Below are 16211 nucleotides of genomic sequence, written 5' to 3'. Positions count from 1 at the left end.
GGTGATACAAACATTCTAAACGATCGAGCTTCTACACGATCCACAGCTTGAAACAATCGGCATACACTGACTTTCGCTTTTTGCTGCAGGCGAGACTCAGAATATTGAAACCCGCCTGGGCGCGGGTTTCGTTTTTGTAGAGGCGATTTCGCATCACCAAATTGTCCGATCGCCCAATTTAAAATTATTTAAAATTTCAAATCGCCCGATTACTTCAAAATAGTTTTAGAAGCAATCCGAGTTTTCTTGCGATCGGCTTCACTCAATTGTTCACCAGACTGCAAACGAGTAGCAGAGGTTTGCAGCACAGTTGCGGCACTTTTATCGCCCATTTGCAGAGCAGTTTTAGCAGCAGTTTGCAGCATCGTGGCTGCGCCAGCGCGATCGCCCTGTTGCAATCTAGTTTCTGCCAGTTGAGTTTGGCGGTATTTAGCCAAAGCTAAAATGTGCTGCTGTACCATCGGGTTAATTGCCGGCTGATAAACTTTCAGGACATTAGCAGAAACTGCAACGGGATCGGAAAGTAAACTTGAACCCACAGTCGGATCGTCGTAGCGAATTTGCAATTGCCCGATCGCCTGTGTACCTTCGGGCAACTGTCCAATATAAATATTAGCCAAAACTACTCGCTCTATATCCTTCATTAAATCTCCCAGGCGCACCATAAAACGATCGCCCTCTTGCTGTACTGGCAATTCGATCGTATCCGGGGCAACTTGGGCGATCGGTTTTAGTTCGGCTAACCGCACTTTTGGCATTAGGGAAAATAGCAAATAAGCATTAGTCAAACCTACACCTTGGACGCGACTAAACAGTTTCCCAAACTCGTCAACCGCATCTTCAGGACGCTGAATGTGAGCCAGAGCACCGCCACCAGCATCAGCAATCTTTTCCAAAATATCCTGGTTCCAGTTATCGCCAAATCCCAGAGAATTTAAAGTCATGTTGTAGTCGGCAGCCAATTTAGCCAACTTCAAACAGCGGCTGTCGTCGCCGTGTTCGTTTTCGCCGTCAGTCAGCAGAAATGCCTGAGATATAGCTTCTTTTTTACCTTTGCCCAACTCTTCAATACCTAACTTAATGCCCTCATCAATTGCTGTGCCACCGGCCGATCGCAATTGCTCAATTTGCCGTTTAATGCTGCTGGGATCTCCTACAATTTGATTGGGGACGAGGACTTTGGCTTTATGATCGAAAGCCACCGCGCAAAAGCGATCCCCAGGCTTCAACCTGTCTAGCAACCGTCCGGCGGCTTGTTTGACGGTTTCCAAGGGGCGTCCGCCCATCGAACCGCTGTGGTCGAGAATCAGGCACAGGTTTAAGGGTACGCTGGAGTCGATCGAGCTTGCCGTCGCAGACACTGAAATAGCTAGCTGGCGCTGCGTCGAGGGCGCAGCAGCGTCAAGGTTAGGGTCGTTTAAAACCGGGAGCAAACTAACTTTCATGCGGGATACCTAAAGATTGCGTTACTATTTCTTTAAGAATAGCTCCATCAGTTCAGGCAACATTTCGGTTATATGAACACACCAATTAAAGCTGTGCAATCGCCATACTACGGGGAAGGGAACTCTCGGACGCCACCTCCCGATTTGCCATCCCTGTTGCTGAAGGAGCGGATCGTTTATCTGGGGATGCCTCTAGTGCCTGCGGTAACAGAACTAATTATCGCTGAACTGTTGTTCTTGCAGTACGAAGACCCGGATAAGCCGATCAAAATCTACATCAACTCGACCGGCACTTCTGGTTACAGTGGCGAACCCGTCGGCTTTGAAACAGAAGCCTTCGCTATCTGCGATACGATCAAGTACATTAAGCCGCCCGTGCACACTATTTGTCTCGGTTCGGCAATGGGTATGGCTGCGATGCTGTTAGCGGCTGGTACAAAAGGCTGTCGGGCGAGTTTGCCCCACGCTTCGATTGTGTTGCACCAACCCAAGGCGTACACGCGGGGTCAAGCAAGCGACATTCAAATTCGGGCTAAGGAAGTGCTGGCAAATAAAGCGACGATGCTTGAGATTTTTGCAAGCTGTACTGGCCAACCGATCGAAAAGATTACTAAAGATATGGATCGGTTGCTGTACATGACGCCCCAGGAAGCTAAAGAATACGGTTTGATCGATCGCGTTCTTGAAAGTTCGGAAGAATTGCCGAAACCGCTGCCTGCAGGAGTCATCTAACTGGGAATGGGAATGGGGAATGGGTAATGGGGAATGAGGAATGGGTAATGTGGCATGAGTAAGAATTAAGGGTTAATGGCTAGTAGTTTCTACCCTGATTAGTTCTTAAATAGTCTTTTTATGACTAACAATTCTCAATTACCGATTCCCAATTACCAATGCCCGATGCTCAATGCCCGATGCCCAATTGCCCGATCACCAATTACCAACTAAACGGAGTTCCGAATTATGCCTATAGGTGTGCCAAAAGTTCCCTACAAAATGCCGGGGGGTTATGATACTCAGTGGATTAATATCTACGATCGCCTCTACCGGGAACGGATTATTTTCTTGGGCAGGGACGTTGACGATGAAATTGCCAATCAAATCATCGCTGTGATGCTCTATCTTGATTCGGAAGATTCAGGTAAGGATATTATTTTATACATCAATTCCCCAGGCGGGATGGTGTCGGCAGGCATGGCTATTTTTGATACCATGCAGCACATTAAATCAGACGTGGTGACGATTTGTGTGGGCTTGGCTGCTTCGATGGGTTCTTTCCTGTTAGCTGCCGGTGCGAAGGGGAAACGGTTAGCTTTGCCTCACTCGCGAATCATGATTCACCAGCCTTCTGGGGGCACGCGGGGACAAGCAACGGATATTCAGATTGAGGCGAAAGAGATTCTGCGACTGCGCCACCAACTCAACGGTATCTATGCTAAGAATACTGGCAAGCCGATCGAGAAAATCGAGAAGGACATGGATCGCGACTATTTCATGTCCGCTGAGGAAGCTAAGGAATACGGCTTGATTGACAGAGTGATCGAAGAGCGTCCGTAAGCTATTTTTTCGCCTCAGTACTGCGGGCAACCCTCGCACTACAACCTAGTTCGCAATAAATTTTGGCAGAATCTTTACATTTAAGGATTCTGCCATATTTAATGGTATTATAAACGCTCATTCATGCTAGATGGATATTGCAGATTATTACCGACAGTTAGGACTGAGGTCAGGTGCGAGTTTATCGCAAGTTAAGACCTCTTATCGGCAGTTAGCGAGACAGTATCACCCCGATGTGAATCCGGGAAACGAACAGGCTAAAAATAAGTTTATTGCTATTACAGAGGCTTATAAGTTCCTGGTGAATGTTGCCCCCCACCATGTTGCGGAGTCGAAAGTTGCCAATTCAACTCCACCTACTGCGACACCGCCGGATCAGGGGGTGAAAGCTCAACCGCAGCCAGTTAAGGTGACTCGAAAAGAGGTTGCGGTTCAATCTCATACGGATCTGTCGGCGGTGGAACAAAAGTTAAAGCAAGATGCTTATTTTGAGTTGCAGCAGTTGCTGAAATATCAGAGGTTCCCGCGGGCGATCGCCTTGATTGAGGGTTTGGCCCAGCGGGTTCCCGAAGATTTGGAGGTGCGTCAGTGGCAGGCGATCGCCTATCAGCGCTGGGGACGGCATTTGATCGGAGAAAAGCAGGTTGATAAGGCGAGAATTTATTTGAAAAAGGCTGTGAAAACTGACCCTCACAATCGGGCTTTGTGGGCAGAAGTTGAGCGGGATTTTCGCCGGCTGGAAGAGATTTATTGAAGCGATGTTGCGTCCCCCTTTTGCAGGGGGTCTGCGTCGTGAATTTTTAATTTTTCTAATTTTTCTAAAATAACTTGGGTATTTTCCGGTCGGTTTTCCGGTAGCGGTTCGATCAATTCGTCGATCGACTCTAGGAGTAACGGGTCAATATCTACAGCCTGGTTCCTCCAATTAATTTTACCAGTTTTTTCATTAACGGGAAAGTCGATCGGCTCTATGCCTGTTAATAAGTGTACAAAAGTACGCCCTAGGGCAAAAAAGTCCGATCTCACGCCTGCTTTACCTAGAATTTGTTCCGGTGCAGCGTATCCAGCAGAACCTATGGGTGCGGTCTCTATCTCTGCTTCTGTGGCGGCGCCGAAGTCAATTAATCTCAATTTCCCATGGGCTTCAACCATCAGGTTGGATGGCTTAATATCCCGATGCACTACATGATGTTTGTGGATTTCCTGCAAAATATTGGTCATTTGTTGCAGCCAATCAAGAGCCAGCTTTTGAGAAACGTACTGTTTTTTAGTTAAGAATTCTGCCAAGTTTTCTCCGGTAATTTTTTCCATTATCAAACAAGACAATTTCTGGAAATTATGGGGAAGTTTAATTGGGAAATAACCATCAGGTTCCACTTGCGGTACTGAACCCTTTCCCGCCAGCCAAATCAAAACTCGCGCTTCTTGCTTGAACAAGCGAACTAAATCGGGATTGTGGGTGTGTTTCAAGACTTTTAAAATTTTGACAGTTCCCCATTCGTTTTCCCCGGTCCCCAAATCTTCGACTTCAAAGATGTCTGTGGGGCGTGCGGGATTGGGCGATCGCACTGGTTTAAGGATGCGATAGCGATCGCCAATTAACAAATCTGTGCCACAAGCCTGACAATTTTGAGCAGCAGCAGGATTTTCGCGTTGTTCGCAGTGAGGATTGATGCAATAAATCATCTGTCTTGATACGTCCAGGACTGACGGATTTAACGAATTGAATCAATTATTAGCATAAAACCCAGCAGTTCTGACCTTACTACTGGGTTTATATTTACCGCCCATTTGGGCACGCTATCACATTTAAGTCAAGGATTTAAGATTAATAGCATCGCGCTCTACCGATTGAGCTACCCCCCTGCGTTTGGTAGAGGGGGCTGGATATGAGCCAGCAACCTCGATGATGTGATTTTCCTGACATTCGTTTTAGCGATCGGCGGTGAATGCTGAGTTTAGAGTAATAGCTTGCTGTTGAATTTGTACGCAATGCTGCCTCTGCCAATTGGGCTACCCCCCTATTTTGCGCTCTATTTTGGGTAGGAGGGACAGGAGTCGAACCTGCACTGTCACATTTGTACGGTTTAAGTTGAAGTTTGAGTTTAAACTTGTACTCTGTTTATATCTTAAACCATAACTATCAAAAAAGCAAGCAATCAGCGAAAAATAAACTGAAAAATTCGCTCTCCCACTCTCTGTTCCTCAACTTCAGAATTGTTAGCTTCTTCGCGGGCGAACATAACAGCTTGCTGCAAGATTTCCACCCTTTGCAGCAACTCATTGATCCGCCGCGCTGGCAAAGCTCCAGAAAACTTGACAGTCCGCCAATAGCCGATCGTAATATCTTCGTAATAAACATCGACTTGAGCCGGATGGTGTTCGGTAGCTTCAGCTTTAACGTGATTGCGCGGAGTTTTAAAAGTCTTGAGAGTTTGCACCGGTTCTGTGGCCCAGCAATCTGCCGAAGCATCGAAGTTCCAAGTCTCGGAAGCATCTAAGACTGGAAGTTTTTTGATGAATGCTTGCAAATCTGCTAACTGCTTTTCAATGAATAGCAAATAGCTGACGGGAACTTGGTTCAAAAGCACGTTTCCGTCTACAGTCACGTCTGCGCGAGCCCTACAATTTGTCCAATCCTTAGTTGCGGTTACGTCGAAGAGTTTCGTCAAAACTTCAGTCGTTTTGCGGATAATCTCTTCTGCTTTGACTTCAACTTTTTTGGACTCTGGCGGCAGTTGTTCGCCTTCTTCGTCTTTTGGGCGGTAAGTGCGGGAGATTCCAGAAAGCACAGCGGGCTTCTGGAGAGCTTTTTGAGCTTCTGCCAGTTCTTGAACCGAGCGACTTTTGATGCCTTTTTCGATCGCAATAATCTGATTTAAGCGTGCCATTGTTCGATTTTATTGACGCTGAACTCACATCAAGTCCGGTTGATTTTGATAATCAAATGGTTTGTCCTGTGGCTTTTAGGGCTTTGATAACTCTCCCTCCTCAGTACAAACTTCACGATCGTTCTTTAACCAGACTTGTTCATTTTGTAGCATTACATAATTCAATATAAATTACAAGCTTTTTTTTGTGCCAAGAGAACCCGCTGCTATCCGTGCCCAGCAATTTATCTCTCAAAAAATCGGCAAAATCTCTAGCCTCGCTGCCAAAGTGTAGCAAATATAACTCTTTGTCAGCGCTCCAACTACCTCTGGAGATAGATGCGGGAATCCCTCTCAGGGCGCGTTGTCATATCGGGAAATATTTCTTAACATATAGATAACAAAGGGAATCCGAGGAGACACCAAAAATCCTTAAGCCCTTGGGGTGCCCCGGTTAATCAGACTTTTCGCAAACAAGGGCTAAATCAATGAACAAGTCGCAAAACTCCGAAGTTTCAGCATTTTTGCCCATGCTCCAAAAAGGCATTTGGCTGTTTGGGATTCTCTCTTGGATATTCGGGCTGACAGATAGAACTATTGCACTATTATCTGACGGATATTTGTCGGCGATCGATATTGTCCAGCTATTTACAGCATCCTTTTTCTTCATTAGCTGGCTGTTGTTAAGCCCGTTTTTGGGTATTAACTCCCAGAGTCAGCCGAAGGAAGAAGCATCTCCCTAGTTTTTAATTTGTAATGTTAGTTTCTCGATCGCTATGAGTTTCTTCTGGGGCAAAGCGGGCAGGCCAAATGCGATCGCAAAAAAACAAAGTTCCCGCCGTCACGCACAGCGGAATCGCCAACAGATTCAACAGCGGAATGCTCACCAAACCCAAACAAACCAAACCAAAACTCCCGCTGGCCGGCAAACTCGCCCAAATTATCTCCAATTTCTCCTGAAAAGGTCGCCTGCGCCTCTCCAAAGGTGCATCTAAAAAGTCCAAACAGACAATAGTCGCGCCCAAAGCTACGCCACCCAAACTGCTAAGAATAGAGCCGACTCCTGGAATAAAATTTAGCAGCAGCAGCGGTATACCGACGCTCAACAAAATTTGTAGTTTTCGCAGTTCAAAGGCGATCGCCCTTTGAATATCCCCAAAACTACTCGCCAAATTCATTGGTGCTTCTGCGGGCAATTGACCGTTCCGCAGCAGTTCCAATTGTTCGGAAAGTTTGCCGTACCAGGGCGAACCTAAAATCACGCCAAACTGCACTAACAAAAATCCAATTATCAGCAAAAGTCCTGACACTAGGAGTACGCGCAGCAGCCAGCCGAAAGCAACTGTTAACACGCCCAGAAAGCTCAGCCAAGCTGGAAAACTCGCAATTAGAGTATTAAATCGGACGGACAAATCGGCAACCAAAACGTCTATCCCTGCCAAACTGGGAAATAGCAAGCTTAAATAAAGACCGATACCAATTATAAAATTTAGTACCACAGGAACTAATACATAAGTCCACAGCTTGGGAGTTTGCAAAATTAGCGTGAAAGCTCGCAAAGGATAGGTGAAACCTGCCAGGAGTCCAATTGGTGCGGTAATGGCGGCGTGGGCGGGATTTGAATTGAGCTGTTTTGACATATAGGTGAAGGAAGAAGGAAGAAGGAAGAAGGAAGAAGGAAGAAGGAAGAAAGCCCTTCGACTACGCTCAGGGTACAAATTCTATTATTATGACTGATGAGGATTTATCGCAGGTTGCCCAAAAGTGAAGCTTTTTATTTACCATACCCCGGAACTTACGCCAGCCGACAAAATGCCGGCTTGCGCGATCGCAGTTGATGTGCTGCGGGCGACTACGACAATGGCAACGGCCCTGAATAATGGGGCGGAAGCTGTCCAAGTTTTCAGCGACTTAGATAAGCTAATGGCCGAGAGCGAAAAATGGCCTGCAGATAAGCGGATTCGCGCTGGAGAGCGCGGCGGCGGCAAAGTTGACGGATTTGACATGGGGAATTCCCCCTTCGACTGCACGCCAGAAAAGGTGACTGGGAAGCGAATTTTTATCAGCACAACTAACGGCACTCGGGCTCTGCAGCGAGTGCAAGCTGCTGCAACTGTGTTAACGGCGGCTTTGATTAACCGCAAATCTGTGGTGCAGTTTTTGTTAAATAAACAGCCAGAAACTATTTGGATTGTGGGTTCTGGTTGGGAAGGGAGTTATTCGTTGGAAGATACGGTTTGTGCTGGTGCGATCGCCCAAAGTCTCCTGGCAGAAAGCGGTATTCCTGCGAGCGATTTTGCTGGTAACGATGAAGTATTTGGGGCTATTGCTCTTTATTTGCACTGGCAAGATAGGTTGCACGAATTGTTGGAAAGGGCCAGCCACGGTCAGCGCCTCCTCGGTTTAGGTGTTATTGAAGATTTAAAATATTGCGCGCAAACGGATACTTTAGATGTGCTGCCTGTGCAGCGAGAACCGGGAGTGTTGGTTAAGTCGGATTTTAAAATTCCTCAAGCTAATTTCTGGGTTCCATCTTCGGAAAAAACGGCGAATTAAATTTTTCTGCCAGTGGTGTAAGCTGTCGCGCATTTAAATTGTATATTCAGGGCGGGCGGGACGCCCACCCCACAAGACTTTGATTTTTTTTGACATACAATTTCAAGGCAGAACAGCTTATTAGTAAGGTGCGCGGCCCTGCACACCTACTCGAACAACCACAATAAAATTGGTTTGCACCATCGGAATGCAAGTCCTCATAAAAATCAGAGGACTTGCATTCATCACTACAGACAACGGAAGTTAGTAGTTAGCCAACGAGATTTTTGTTTAAAAAGTAGAATTAAAGATATTTGGTAGGGACAAAACATTGTTTTGTCCCTAGTCGATTGCAGGCAATTGAGAATTGCTGCATTCACCGCCGAACCGCTGAATTAAACATTCGGCAATTCTGGCTGCTGCACCGGGTTCTCCCATGCGGCGCCAGCCATTTTCAGCGATTAGCTGCAACCTGTCGGGGTCGCGGAGCAAAGACTGCACGGCGCCGGCAACTTCGGCGGGATGTTTGACTAAAATTAATGACGGGCCTAACAGGCGACTTTGAGCTTCTGCAAAAGCGAAAGTAAATTGCGGGCCGTTTCCGGGAATGGCGATCGCGGGTTTTCCTAAACCTACAAATTGTTCTGTAGCCGTACCTGCCATTGCTATTGCTAAATCGGCTTCGTACAAACAATCGTTAAAACTTTGCTGAGTCAAAATCATCGTGGCGTTTCTCTGCACAAATGTCATGGGCAATAGTAAATTAGGAGATTCTTGCTGCATTTCTTGAGCGCTAGAAACAGGAGGTCGCAAAATACTTCCTTCTCGCCGCTGCGTTCTAATTTCGCCGTCTTGTCGCCAGCCGAAAAATTCTAAACTAGGTCGCAAAGCTTCTAAGTTTAACTGGGGAGAAATGGCTCCGAAAAATAACAATTTGCGATCGGCAAACAGCGATAAAATTCCGGCTACAGCCTCTACTATTAGCAGCCAATTAGCATAGGCTTCCGGCGCTCTAGAACCGGGGAGTAAGGTGATGATGAGCGATCGCTCGATTTCCCGAAACTCTGCGTCAGGGCCGTAAAAACCGGCGGGGTTTTCCGGTTCGAGTCCGTCCATCATCGGGTTTCCGAGATTGTAAGCGGGAATTCCCAGCTTTTGTAAAGTCTCGGCGGTCAGCGCGTCCCTGGCAAAAACGGCCCGACAGCGCGATCGAGTCATCAACCAGCGCTCCCAAGGCAAATAAACCGATCGCGACCAATTCCACCCACCAAAGACCCTGGATTTGCGAGCCAGAGGCCCGTCCTCGTCCCGCAAATAATACTCGGACTTGGCAGTACCGACAAAGGCATAGGGCGCGCCACTGAGCCAAGCAAACAGCAGCGGTACAATATCCCCGCAGGCTAAAATAACGCCGTCTTGATTCCCAGACTGTTGTTGGGTCCGCACCCAAGCGCGGATGGCTTTAAACTGAGCGATTGTCAACTGCAGCAGGCCGCCTTTGACATCGCGCAAAAATTCCCTCCCGTCCATGTAAATAAAGCCGCCCGAAGGCATCCGCTGCACCGGGCCGATGATGCGGGCGTTTTCTAGTTGAGCGAAAGCTTGCCCTTCACCCACTAGCGGAAACACGGCTAATTCTGGCGGATGCGGGTGCTGTTGCAGTTCCTGCAAGATGCGAAGGGCGATCGCGTCTTCTCCGTGGCCGTTACTGAGGCAAAGTAATTTCAATCCCAACTCTCTCAAAAACTGTCTCTCATATTATCGGGCATTGGGCATCGGGCATGGGGTATGGGGCATGGGGCATGGGGCATTGGGCATGGGGCATGGGGCATTGGGCATACCTCACTTTTTTGAGAACTACTATATAGCGGAAAAAATGAAGTAAGTAGACCCGCACGAGTCGGGGACTTTTTGGTAAAATAGCAGATGAAACTCCTATTTTATAGGTAAAATTGGATGGTACAAACCCTGCCAAAATCTTTGACACTCCAAGAGTTTCTGAAGTTGCCAGAAACCAAACCAGCCAGCGAGTACATTGACGGTGAAATCATTCAAAAACCAATGGCTCAAGGAGAACATAGTGTCATTCAAGGCGAGTTGACAAGCGCTGCTAATACTGCTCTTAAACCTCAAAAGGTGGCGCGAGCATTTCCAGAACTACGGTGCATTTTCGGCGGTCGAGCGATCGTTCCCGACGTGACTGTATTCACTTGGGAGCGCATTCCCCGTAAAGAAAATGGTGGTGTGGCAAATGTGTTTGCGATCGCCCCGGATTGGACAATTGAAATCCTCTCCCCCGACCAAAGCCAAACTAAAGTTACTAAAAATATTTTATATTGTCTCAAACATGGAACTCAAATGGGTTGGTTAATCGATCCAGAGGAGCGATCGGTTTTTGTATATCGGCCGACTCAATCAACGGAGGTGTTTGACGAACCGGAACAGTTATTGCCCATGCCATCTTTTTCCAGGGAATTGCAACTGACAGTAGGAGATTTATTTGGTTGGCTATTAGAGTGATATCATGTCCGATCGAGCGATCGCACATGATATCACTACTGACCACTGACCACTGACCACTGACTACTGACCACTGACTACTGACCATCGATATATTGCTTTAAAGTATTCCGAATTTGTTTGAGCTGAAATCCCTTAGCAAGTTGGCGCAGCTTCGAGACAAACGGCATTAAATTAGGTTCTAAACTCTCCAGCTTAGCACTCTCATCAAAAATTTCTTCAATGTCGCCCATAGCTGCGAGTTTCAAAAGTTTTACTACCGACTCAGAAGCCGCAGGTAACAGAGAAGAATAAGCAGGAAAATCAGAGGCTGGTGACAAACTGGGAGGTTTGCGCTTTCTGTTTTCCGAAGATTCCCCATAAATCCATTCTAGTCCCAAACGCACGCGCAACTGTTCCAAAAAGTGATTTGCTTCGATCGGTTTGGGAAGAAAAGCATCGTACCCTGCGAGGATGCTATCTTGCTGCGTAGCCTCGAAAACGCTAGCTGACATAGCGATTAACACAACATCTTTTACTTCCGGCAACTGCCGCAGTCTTCTTGCAGTTTCTAAGCCATCCATTACAGGCATCCGCAAGTCCATTAAAATGACATCCGGTTGAAATTCAACTGTTTTGCAGAGGCATTCTTGACCGTTTTGGGCCTCTGCAAGCTCAAATCCCAAACGCCGCAGCAGCCTGCACAACAAATCGCGATTCTGTTGATTGTCATCCACGATTAGCACTTTCCGCTTGTTGCCGATAAAACCGACAAGCCAGCGTTTTTCCTGCAAAGGAGACACCTCCAAGTACCGTTTAGCTGCTGGCAATTCTATATCTACCCAAAAAGTGCTGCCTTTTCCTAAAGTGCTGTGGACGCGAACTTCGGTACCCATTAGTTTCGCTAATTTCTGGGTAATCGAGAGTCCGAGACCTGTACCTTCAACAAAGGTATTGCCTCCTACTTGGTGGAATGGCAAAAATATTTCTTCTAACTTGCTTTGGTCTATTCCCGTGCCGGTATCCTCGACTTGAAAGCGGATTTTTAAAGCGTGTTTGGCTGCGATCGGATTGTGGGCGAAGCGCATATAATTTTCTTTCAGTTCCGAACTCAAAGTCGAGAACTCATAATTTTCTTCTTGCCCTCGATTCCAGGCCCCTGTGCCGACATAGCCGACTTTGAAAGTCACACCGCCGCTGTTAGTAAATTTAACGGCATTGCTGAGTAAATTTATGAGAATTTGGCGCAGTCTTTTTGGATCGACACGAACGCAGCTAGGCAGGGGAGATACTTGTTCGTAATTGAAGGAAATTTCTTTTTGAGAGGCCCGCATCTGAAAGAGATCAGCAATGTTTTTCATGAAATTTATAAAATTTAACTCTTCCGGGTAGAGTTCCATTTTTCTAGCTTCAATTTTGGAAAGATCTAAAACATCGTCGATTAACATCAGCAGGTGTTGACCGCACTGTTGAATATTGCTGAGACTTTCTTGGTGATCAGAGCTTAAGTCTTTGTCGGTTTTGAGGATTTGAGTGTAACCTAAAACGCCGTTTAAAGGCGTGCGTAGTTCGTGGCTCATATTCGCAAGAAATTCGCTTTTGGCGCGGTTGGCGCTTTCAGCAGCTAATGCAGCTTGTTGGAGGGCAGATTCTGCAAGTTTGCGATCAGCAATTTCGGTTTGTGCTTGTTGAAATAGCGTGGATTGCTGGATCGCGATCGCCAATTGCACGCACAATTGTCGGAGGGATTCTATTTCTGAGGAATCCCAGGAACGGGGGCCACTGCAATCGTGGGCGATCAGGAGTCCCCAGAGCTGATTTTCTGCCGTCGGTTGCACTTGGGAAATGCTTTCTCGTGCTTGTAAAATCGGCACTATTAAGTTAGCTTTAACTTCTAATTGTTCGAGGAATTTAATGTGACATTCGGTCATATTTTCAGCGTAAATATCTTCTATAGCACGAATACAGCCTTGCTGGTAAATCTCAACAAATCTTTCTCTAAAACAGCCGTCAAGATTGTTAAAATCTCGCATCGAAATTCGATTATGTGCCACGGATTCCACAACTACAACGCCGCTCCAGTCTGGATTAAAGCGGTAAATAACTGTGCGGTCTGTTTGCAAAAATTGCCGCACTTGTTCGACAGCAGCGGTGAGGATTTCTTCTAAATTGAGGGAGGAGCGAATGCGATCGAGCATGGCAACTACCAGCCGCTCTCGCCTTAATTGGTGCAGCAGCGCCATCTCAGCTTGCTTGCGTTCGCTGATGTCGGTAATTACTCCCACTAACCCGATTAAATGACCAGTTTCATCTTTAATGCCGTCGGCGCGAAATAAAGTTGTTACCAGTTCGTTGTTTTTAGTGTTGATTTTGAGTTCGCCTTGCCAAGATTTGCCTTTACGGATCGTTTTAAACATTTCTAGCAGCACTTTAGTTTGAGGGTAAATTGCTGTTAATCCGCCTGCTGTGTTTAGTTCTTCTGCGGTGTAGCCGTACTTTTGAACAAAGGCTTGATTGTGGTAGAGCGATCGCCCTGTCAAGTCAGCAATGCCGATCGCATCGCTGGTGCTTTCCACCGCTTGAGTAACTCGCAGCAAATCTAATTCTGCTTGTTTGCGATCGCTAATATCAGTAATAGTGCCAATATAGCCTTTAATCTCCTGCTTGTCTCCGATTTCTGCAATTGCCTGACCGATCACCCAAATTACCCGACCGTCTGGACGCTGAAAGCGGTATTCTGATTTAAAAGGAATTTTCTCACTAATTGCTCGATGCCATTCATTTTTTACCCGCTCGACATCATCGGGATATATGGCATTCATCCAGCCAATTTCTGCTGCTAATTCTGCGTTTAATCCCGTAATTTCGCTCCACCGTTTATTCACATAAAGGCAATTTCCCAAGGTGTCGGTATGGAATATACAAACTGGCGATGCTTCGGCTAAAGTTTGGTAGCGGCGCTGGCTCGATCGCAGGGCTGACTCTACCTGTTTTCTATTAGTTATATCTCGGACTATAGAAATAATTTCGCCACCGGCAAGCATGGTCAGTGACAATTCTTGCGGGAACTTAGTACCGTCCCGACGCTGACCGATCGCTTCTATATTGCAGTACCCTTTTTGCAGGAGCATCGGCATTATTTGGATTTCAAAAAATAAATTTTCTGCTTTGCTGTAGAGCATTTGCCATTTCTTCCCATACAGTTCGCTAGGGCTAGCCAAGCCGTACATCTTGAGATAAGCGTCGTTGGAATAAATACATTCTTTATTATTATTAAAAATGGCGATTCCGTCATAAGCAGCGGCCATTGCTACTGCTTGTCGCTGGAGTTGGGACTCTGCTTGTTTGCGATAGGTAATGTCGTGACCGACTGAGTAGATTAAACCTTCTTCACTAAATGGCGATGATGTCCACAGGAAGCATTTGTAAGAACCATCTTTGCAGATGTAGCGGTTTTCAAAGGAGATACTGGACTTACCCGCGATTAGTTTTGCTCCTTCGGCTGCCGTGACTTTTCGATCGTCTGGATGAACAAATTCGATCATTGGCTTGGCAAACAATTCACTAATACTGTAGCCTAAAGCTGTTGACCAAGCTGGGTTTAAACGTTTAAAATGACCGTCAAAACCTACAATACAAAGCAAGTCTAAGGAGATGGTAAAAAAACGATCTCGCTCTGTTTGTGCCTGCTTTAATTCAGTGATATCCATCACTAAACCGTCCCAGAGAATATCGCCTTCGTTGCCAGATTTGCTCTCATTAGTGAGCCTTTCTGGTCTCGCAGCTCCTTGCAGCCACTTAACTTTTCCAGATGGTAAAGTCTGCCGCCACTGCTGCTGCCAAGGTTCCAGCGTTGTGGCTGAAATTGCGATCGATGTTTTTAAATCTAAGAGATCGTCTGGGTGAATTCCCTTGGAAATCAGTTCCGCATTTTGCTCTATTGCTTCTGCCTCTAATTCGTAGAGTTGGCTACTGCCTGAAGAGACGTAGGGGAAAGACAATTTTCCCGTTGCTGACATTCGTAATTGATAAATTATTCCCGGCAGGTTAGCTACCAATTTTTGAAAGCGAGCTTCGCTTTGTTCCAGGGCTTTTTGTTGCTGTCTGTATTCGGTAAAATCTCTAATTGTACCCACTATTACTTTACTGCCGTCTGCTATTTGGAAGACGCTTTTTTTGGTAGAAATTATGTGTTCTTTCCCGGCAGAGTCTGTAAATTTTTCTTCGGTTTCCAAGCAGACACCCGTTGTCAATACTTCTTCATCTTTTGTCCAAAAAACAGCAGCTTCTGATTGGGGGAAAAAGTCATAATCTGATTGGCCCATCAGTTCTTGTCGCGATTTGCCGACCAACTGACAAAAAGCATCATTTAATATCATCCAGCGGTGTTGCTCGTCTTTGACAAAAATTGGGTCTGGCGTAGCATTTATGGTGTGGTTTAAAAATTCTTCTGACGCTTTCAGTTTGGCTTCGTAGCGGTAACGATCGCTCACGTCCAACACTACTTCGATTATCCGGTCGATAGACCCGTCCAGGCGACGGATGCAGCGCCGGGAAACTCGCGTGTGAACTATTCCGCCGTTTTTTCTGAGCCACCTTTTGTCTAAGATGTAACCGTCGAGCCTACCTGCTAACATCTGAGAAAAATTTTCACAATTCGCCTCCAAATCTTCTGGATGAGTCAACTCTAGCCAATTCTTTTGCACGAGTTCGTAGCGCTCATAGCCCAGCAAATTGCACAGGGCATCGTTAACTTCTATCCAGTGGCAATTTAGAGGAATTTCGCTGTCAATAATTGGAGCGATGATGGCAATGCCGATCAGGGAATTTTCCACCACCGAGCGATATTTTTCTTCACTTTTTCGCAAAGCATCTTGACTGTTCTGGCGTTCTATGGCGTAACGGAGCGATCGAATTAACAGTTCGCTGTCGATTTTTCTTTTTACCAAATAATCCTGTACGCCGACCGCAATCAACCGCAGGGCAAGTTCTTCGTCGTTTTGGGCGGTCAGAACTACGATCGGCACATTTACCCCGTACTCTTGTACCCGAGCCACCGTCTCGATTCCCAGACTATCTGGCAATGAAAGGTCTAATAAAATTATGTCAAAAGTTTCTTGATTCAATCGCTGCTGCGCTTCGCTGAGACGCTCTACTTTCGTCAGCACTATACGCTGCGCGCCGCCAATTTCTGACAGCAAATCTTCAATCAGCTCCGCTTCATGAGGGTTGTCTTCTACTAACAGAACTTTAAAGCAGATAGGAGGCAAAGCTAAGTTAAAAACTGCTTTCATAATATTTATTAATC

General features: G+C 46.3%; 12 protein-coding genes. 6 read left to right on the top strand and 6 right to left on the bottom strand.

Going from position 1 to position 16211, the window contains the following annotated elements; genetic code table 11:
• Window positions 1-209 precede the first annotated feature (209 nt).
• Window positions 210-1445, bottom strand: coding sequence for a VWA domain-containing protein (locus QUA90_RS14860; RefSeq protein ID WP_333321936.1), 1236 nt, complete (start codon window positions 1443-1445; stop codon window positions 210-212).
• Window positions 1446-1517: 72 nt separating this feature from the next.
• On the opposite strand from QUA90_RS14860, the gene QUA90_RS14855 reads away from it, so the two are divergent.
• From QUA90_RS14855 to QUA90_RS14845, 3 genes are all read left to right on the top strand, one after another.
• Complete coding sequence (locus QUA90_RS14855) at window positions 1518-2177, top strand: ATP-dependent Clp protease proteolytic subunit (RefSeq protein WP_333321938.1); 660 nt, start codon at window positions 1518-1520, stop codon at window positions 2175-2177.
• Between the two features lie 228 nt (window positions 2178-2405).
• Window positions 2406-2999, top strand: a complete 594-nt coding sequence (locus tag QUA90_RS14850) for an ATP-dependent Clp protease proteolytic subunit (RefSeq protein ID WP_333321941.1) — start codon at window positions 2406-2408, stop codon at window positions 2997-2999.
• A 130-nt stretch (window positions 3000-3129) separates the two neighbouring features.
• Complete coding sequence (locus QUA90_RS14845) at window positions 3130-3753, top strand: J domain-containing protein (RefSeq protein ID WP_333446259.1); 624 nt, start codon at window positions 3130-3132, stop codon at window positions 3751-3753.
• Here the strand turns inward: QUA90_RS14845 and QUA90_RS14840 are convergent.
• Together QUA90_RS14840 and QUA90_RS14835 are read right to left on the bottom strand one after the other, a co-directional pair.
• Window positions 3747-4685: a serine/threonine-protein kinase gene (locus tag QUA90_RS14840; RefSeq protein ID WP_333446257.1), complete on the bottom strand. Its 939-nt coding sequence runs from the start codon at window positions 4683-4685 to the stop codon at window positions 3747-3749. The two genes, QUA90_RS14845 and QUA90_RS14840, sit on opposite strands and share 7 nt — an antisense overlap.
• A 473-nt stretch (window positions 4686-5158) precedes the next feature.
• Window positions 5159-5890, bottom strand: coding sequence for a DUF7873 family protein (locus tag QUA90_RS14835; protein ID WP_333446255.1), 732 nt, complete (start codon window positions 5888-5890; stop codon window positions 5159-5161).
• A 467-nt stretch (window positions 5891-6357) separates the two neighbouring features.
• Here QUA90_RS14835 and QUA90_RS14830 point away from each other — a divergent pair, with 467 nt between their 5' ends.
• A complete protein-coding gene (locus tag QUA90_RS14830; protein WP_333446253.1) occupies window positions 6358-6612 on the top strand; it encodes a hypothetical protein in 255 nt (84 codons plus the stop codon).
• 3 nt (window positions 6613-6615) lie between these two features.
• Here the strand turns inward: QUA90_RS14830 and QUA90_RS14825 are convergent, their stop codons facing one another.
• Window positions 6616-7509 (bottom strand): EI24 domain-containing protein, encoded by an 894-nt coding sequence (locus QUA90_RS14825; RefSeq protein ID WP_333446251.1) that lies wholly within the window; start codon window positions 7507-7509, stop codon window positions 6616-6618.
• A 124-nt stretch (window positions 7510-7633) separates the two neighbouring features.
• On the opposite strand from QUA90_RS14825, the gene QUA90_RS14820 reads away from it, so the two are divergent.
• On the top strand, window positions 7634-8425 hold the full coding sequence (locus tag QUA90_RS14820; protein ID WP_333321958.1) for a 2-phosphosulfolactate phosphatase family protein: 792 nt from the start codon (window positions 7634-7636) through the stop codon (window positions 8423-8425).
• Between the two features lie 321 nt (window positions 8426-8746).
• Here QUA90_RS14820 and QUA90_RS14815 read toward each other — a convergent pair whose 3' ends face one another.
• A complete protein-coding gene (locus QUA90_RS14815; protein WP_333321962.1) occupies window positions 8747-10132 on the bottom strand; it encodes a lipid-A-disaccharide synthase-related protein in 1386 nt (461 codons plus the stop codon).
• A 228-nt stretch (window positions 10133-10360) separates the two neighbouring features.
• On the opposite strand from QUA90_RS14815, the gene QUA90_RS14810 reads away from it, so the two are divergent.
• Window positions 10361-10924: a Uma2 family endonuclease gene (locus tag QUA90_RS14810; protein WP_333446248.1), complete on the top strand. Its 564-nt coding sequence runs from the start codon at window positions 10361-10363 to the stop codon at window positions 10922-10924.
• A gap of 77 nt (window positions 10925-11001) precedes the next feature.
• On the opposite strand, the gene QUA90_RS14805 is transcribed toward QUA90_RS14810, so the two are convergent.
• Window positions 11002-16197 carry a PAS domain S-box protein gene (locus QUA90_RS14805; RefSeq protein ID WP_333446246.1) on the bottom strand — a complete coding sequence of 1732 codons (5196 nt, stop codon included), beginning with the start codon at window positions 16195-16197 and terminating at the stop codon, window positions 11002-11004.
• Window positions 16198-16211 lie beyond the last annotated feature (14 nt).

Source organism: Microcoleus sp. D3_18_C4, from assembly GCF_036702355.1.
In the GTDB taxonomy this organism is placed as follows: Bacteria; Cyanobacteriota; Cyanobacteriia; order Cyanobacteriales; family Microcoleaceae; genus Microcoleus.
The sequence above is the reverse complement of the archived record's forward strand: the minus strand, read 5'-3'. Positions and strand labels throughout refer to the sequence as shown.

Excerpts from the sequence above, each read along its gene's own strand:
- QUA90_RS14845 (WP_333446259.1), top strand. The coding sequence starts at position 3,130 with ATGGATATTGCAGATTATTACCGACAGTTAGGACTGAGGTCAGGTGCG.
- QUA90_RS14840 (WP_333446257.1), bottom strand. The coding sequence starts at position 4,685 with ATGATTTATTGCATCAATCCTCACTGCGAACAACGCGAAAATCCTGCT.
- QUA90_RS14835 (WP_333446255.1), bottom strand. The coding sequence starts at position 5,890 with ATGGCACGCTTAAATCAGATTATTGCGATCGAAAAAGGCATCAAAAGT.
- QUA90_RS14855 (WP_333321938.1), top strand. The coding sequence starts at position 1,518 with ATGAACACACCAATTAAAGCTGTGCAATCGCCATACTACGGGGAAGGG.
- QUA90_RS14830 (WP_333446253.1), top strand. The coding sequence starts at position 6,358 with ATGAACAAGTCGCAAAACTCCGAAGTTTCAGCATTTTTGCCCATGCTC.
- QUA90_RS14860 (WP_333321936.1), bottom strand. The coding sequence starts at position 1,445 with ATGAAAGTTAGTTTGCTCCCGGTTTTAAACGACCCTAACCTTGACGCT.
- QUA90_RS14850 (WP_333321941.1), top strand. The coding sequence starts at position 2,406 with ATGCCTATAGGTGTGCCAAAAGTTCCCTACAAAATGCCGGGGGGTTAT.
- QUA90_RS14810 (WP_333446248.1), top strand. The coding sequence starts at position 10,361 with ATGGTACAAACCCTGCCAAAATCTTTGACACTCCAAGAGTTTCTGAAG.
- QUA90_RS14805 (WP_333446246.1), bottom strand. The coding sequence starts at position 16,197 with ATGAAAGCAGTTTTTAACTTAGCTTTGCCTCCTATCTGCTTTAAAGTT.
- QUA90_RS14825 (WP_333446251.1), bottom strand. The coding sequence starts at position 7,509 with ATGTCAAAACAGCTCAATTCAAATCCCGCCCACGCCGCCATTACCGCA.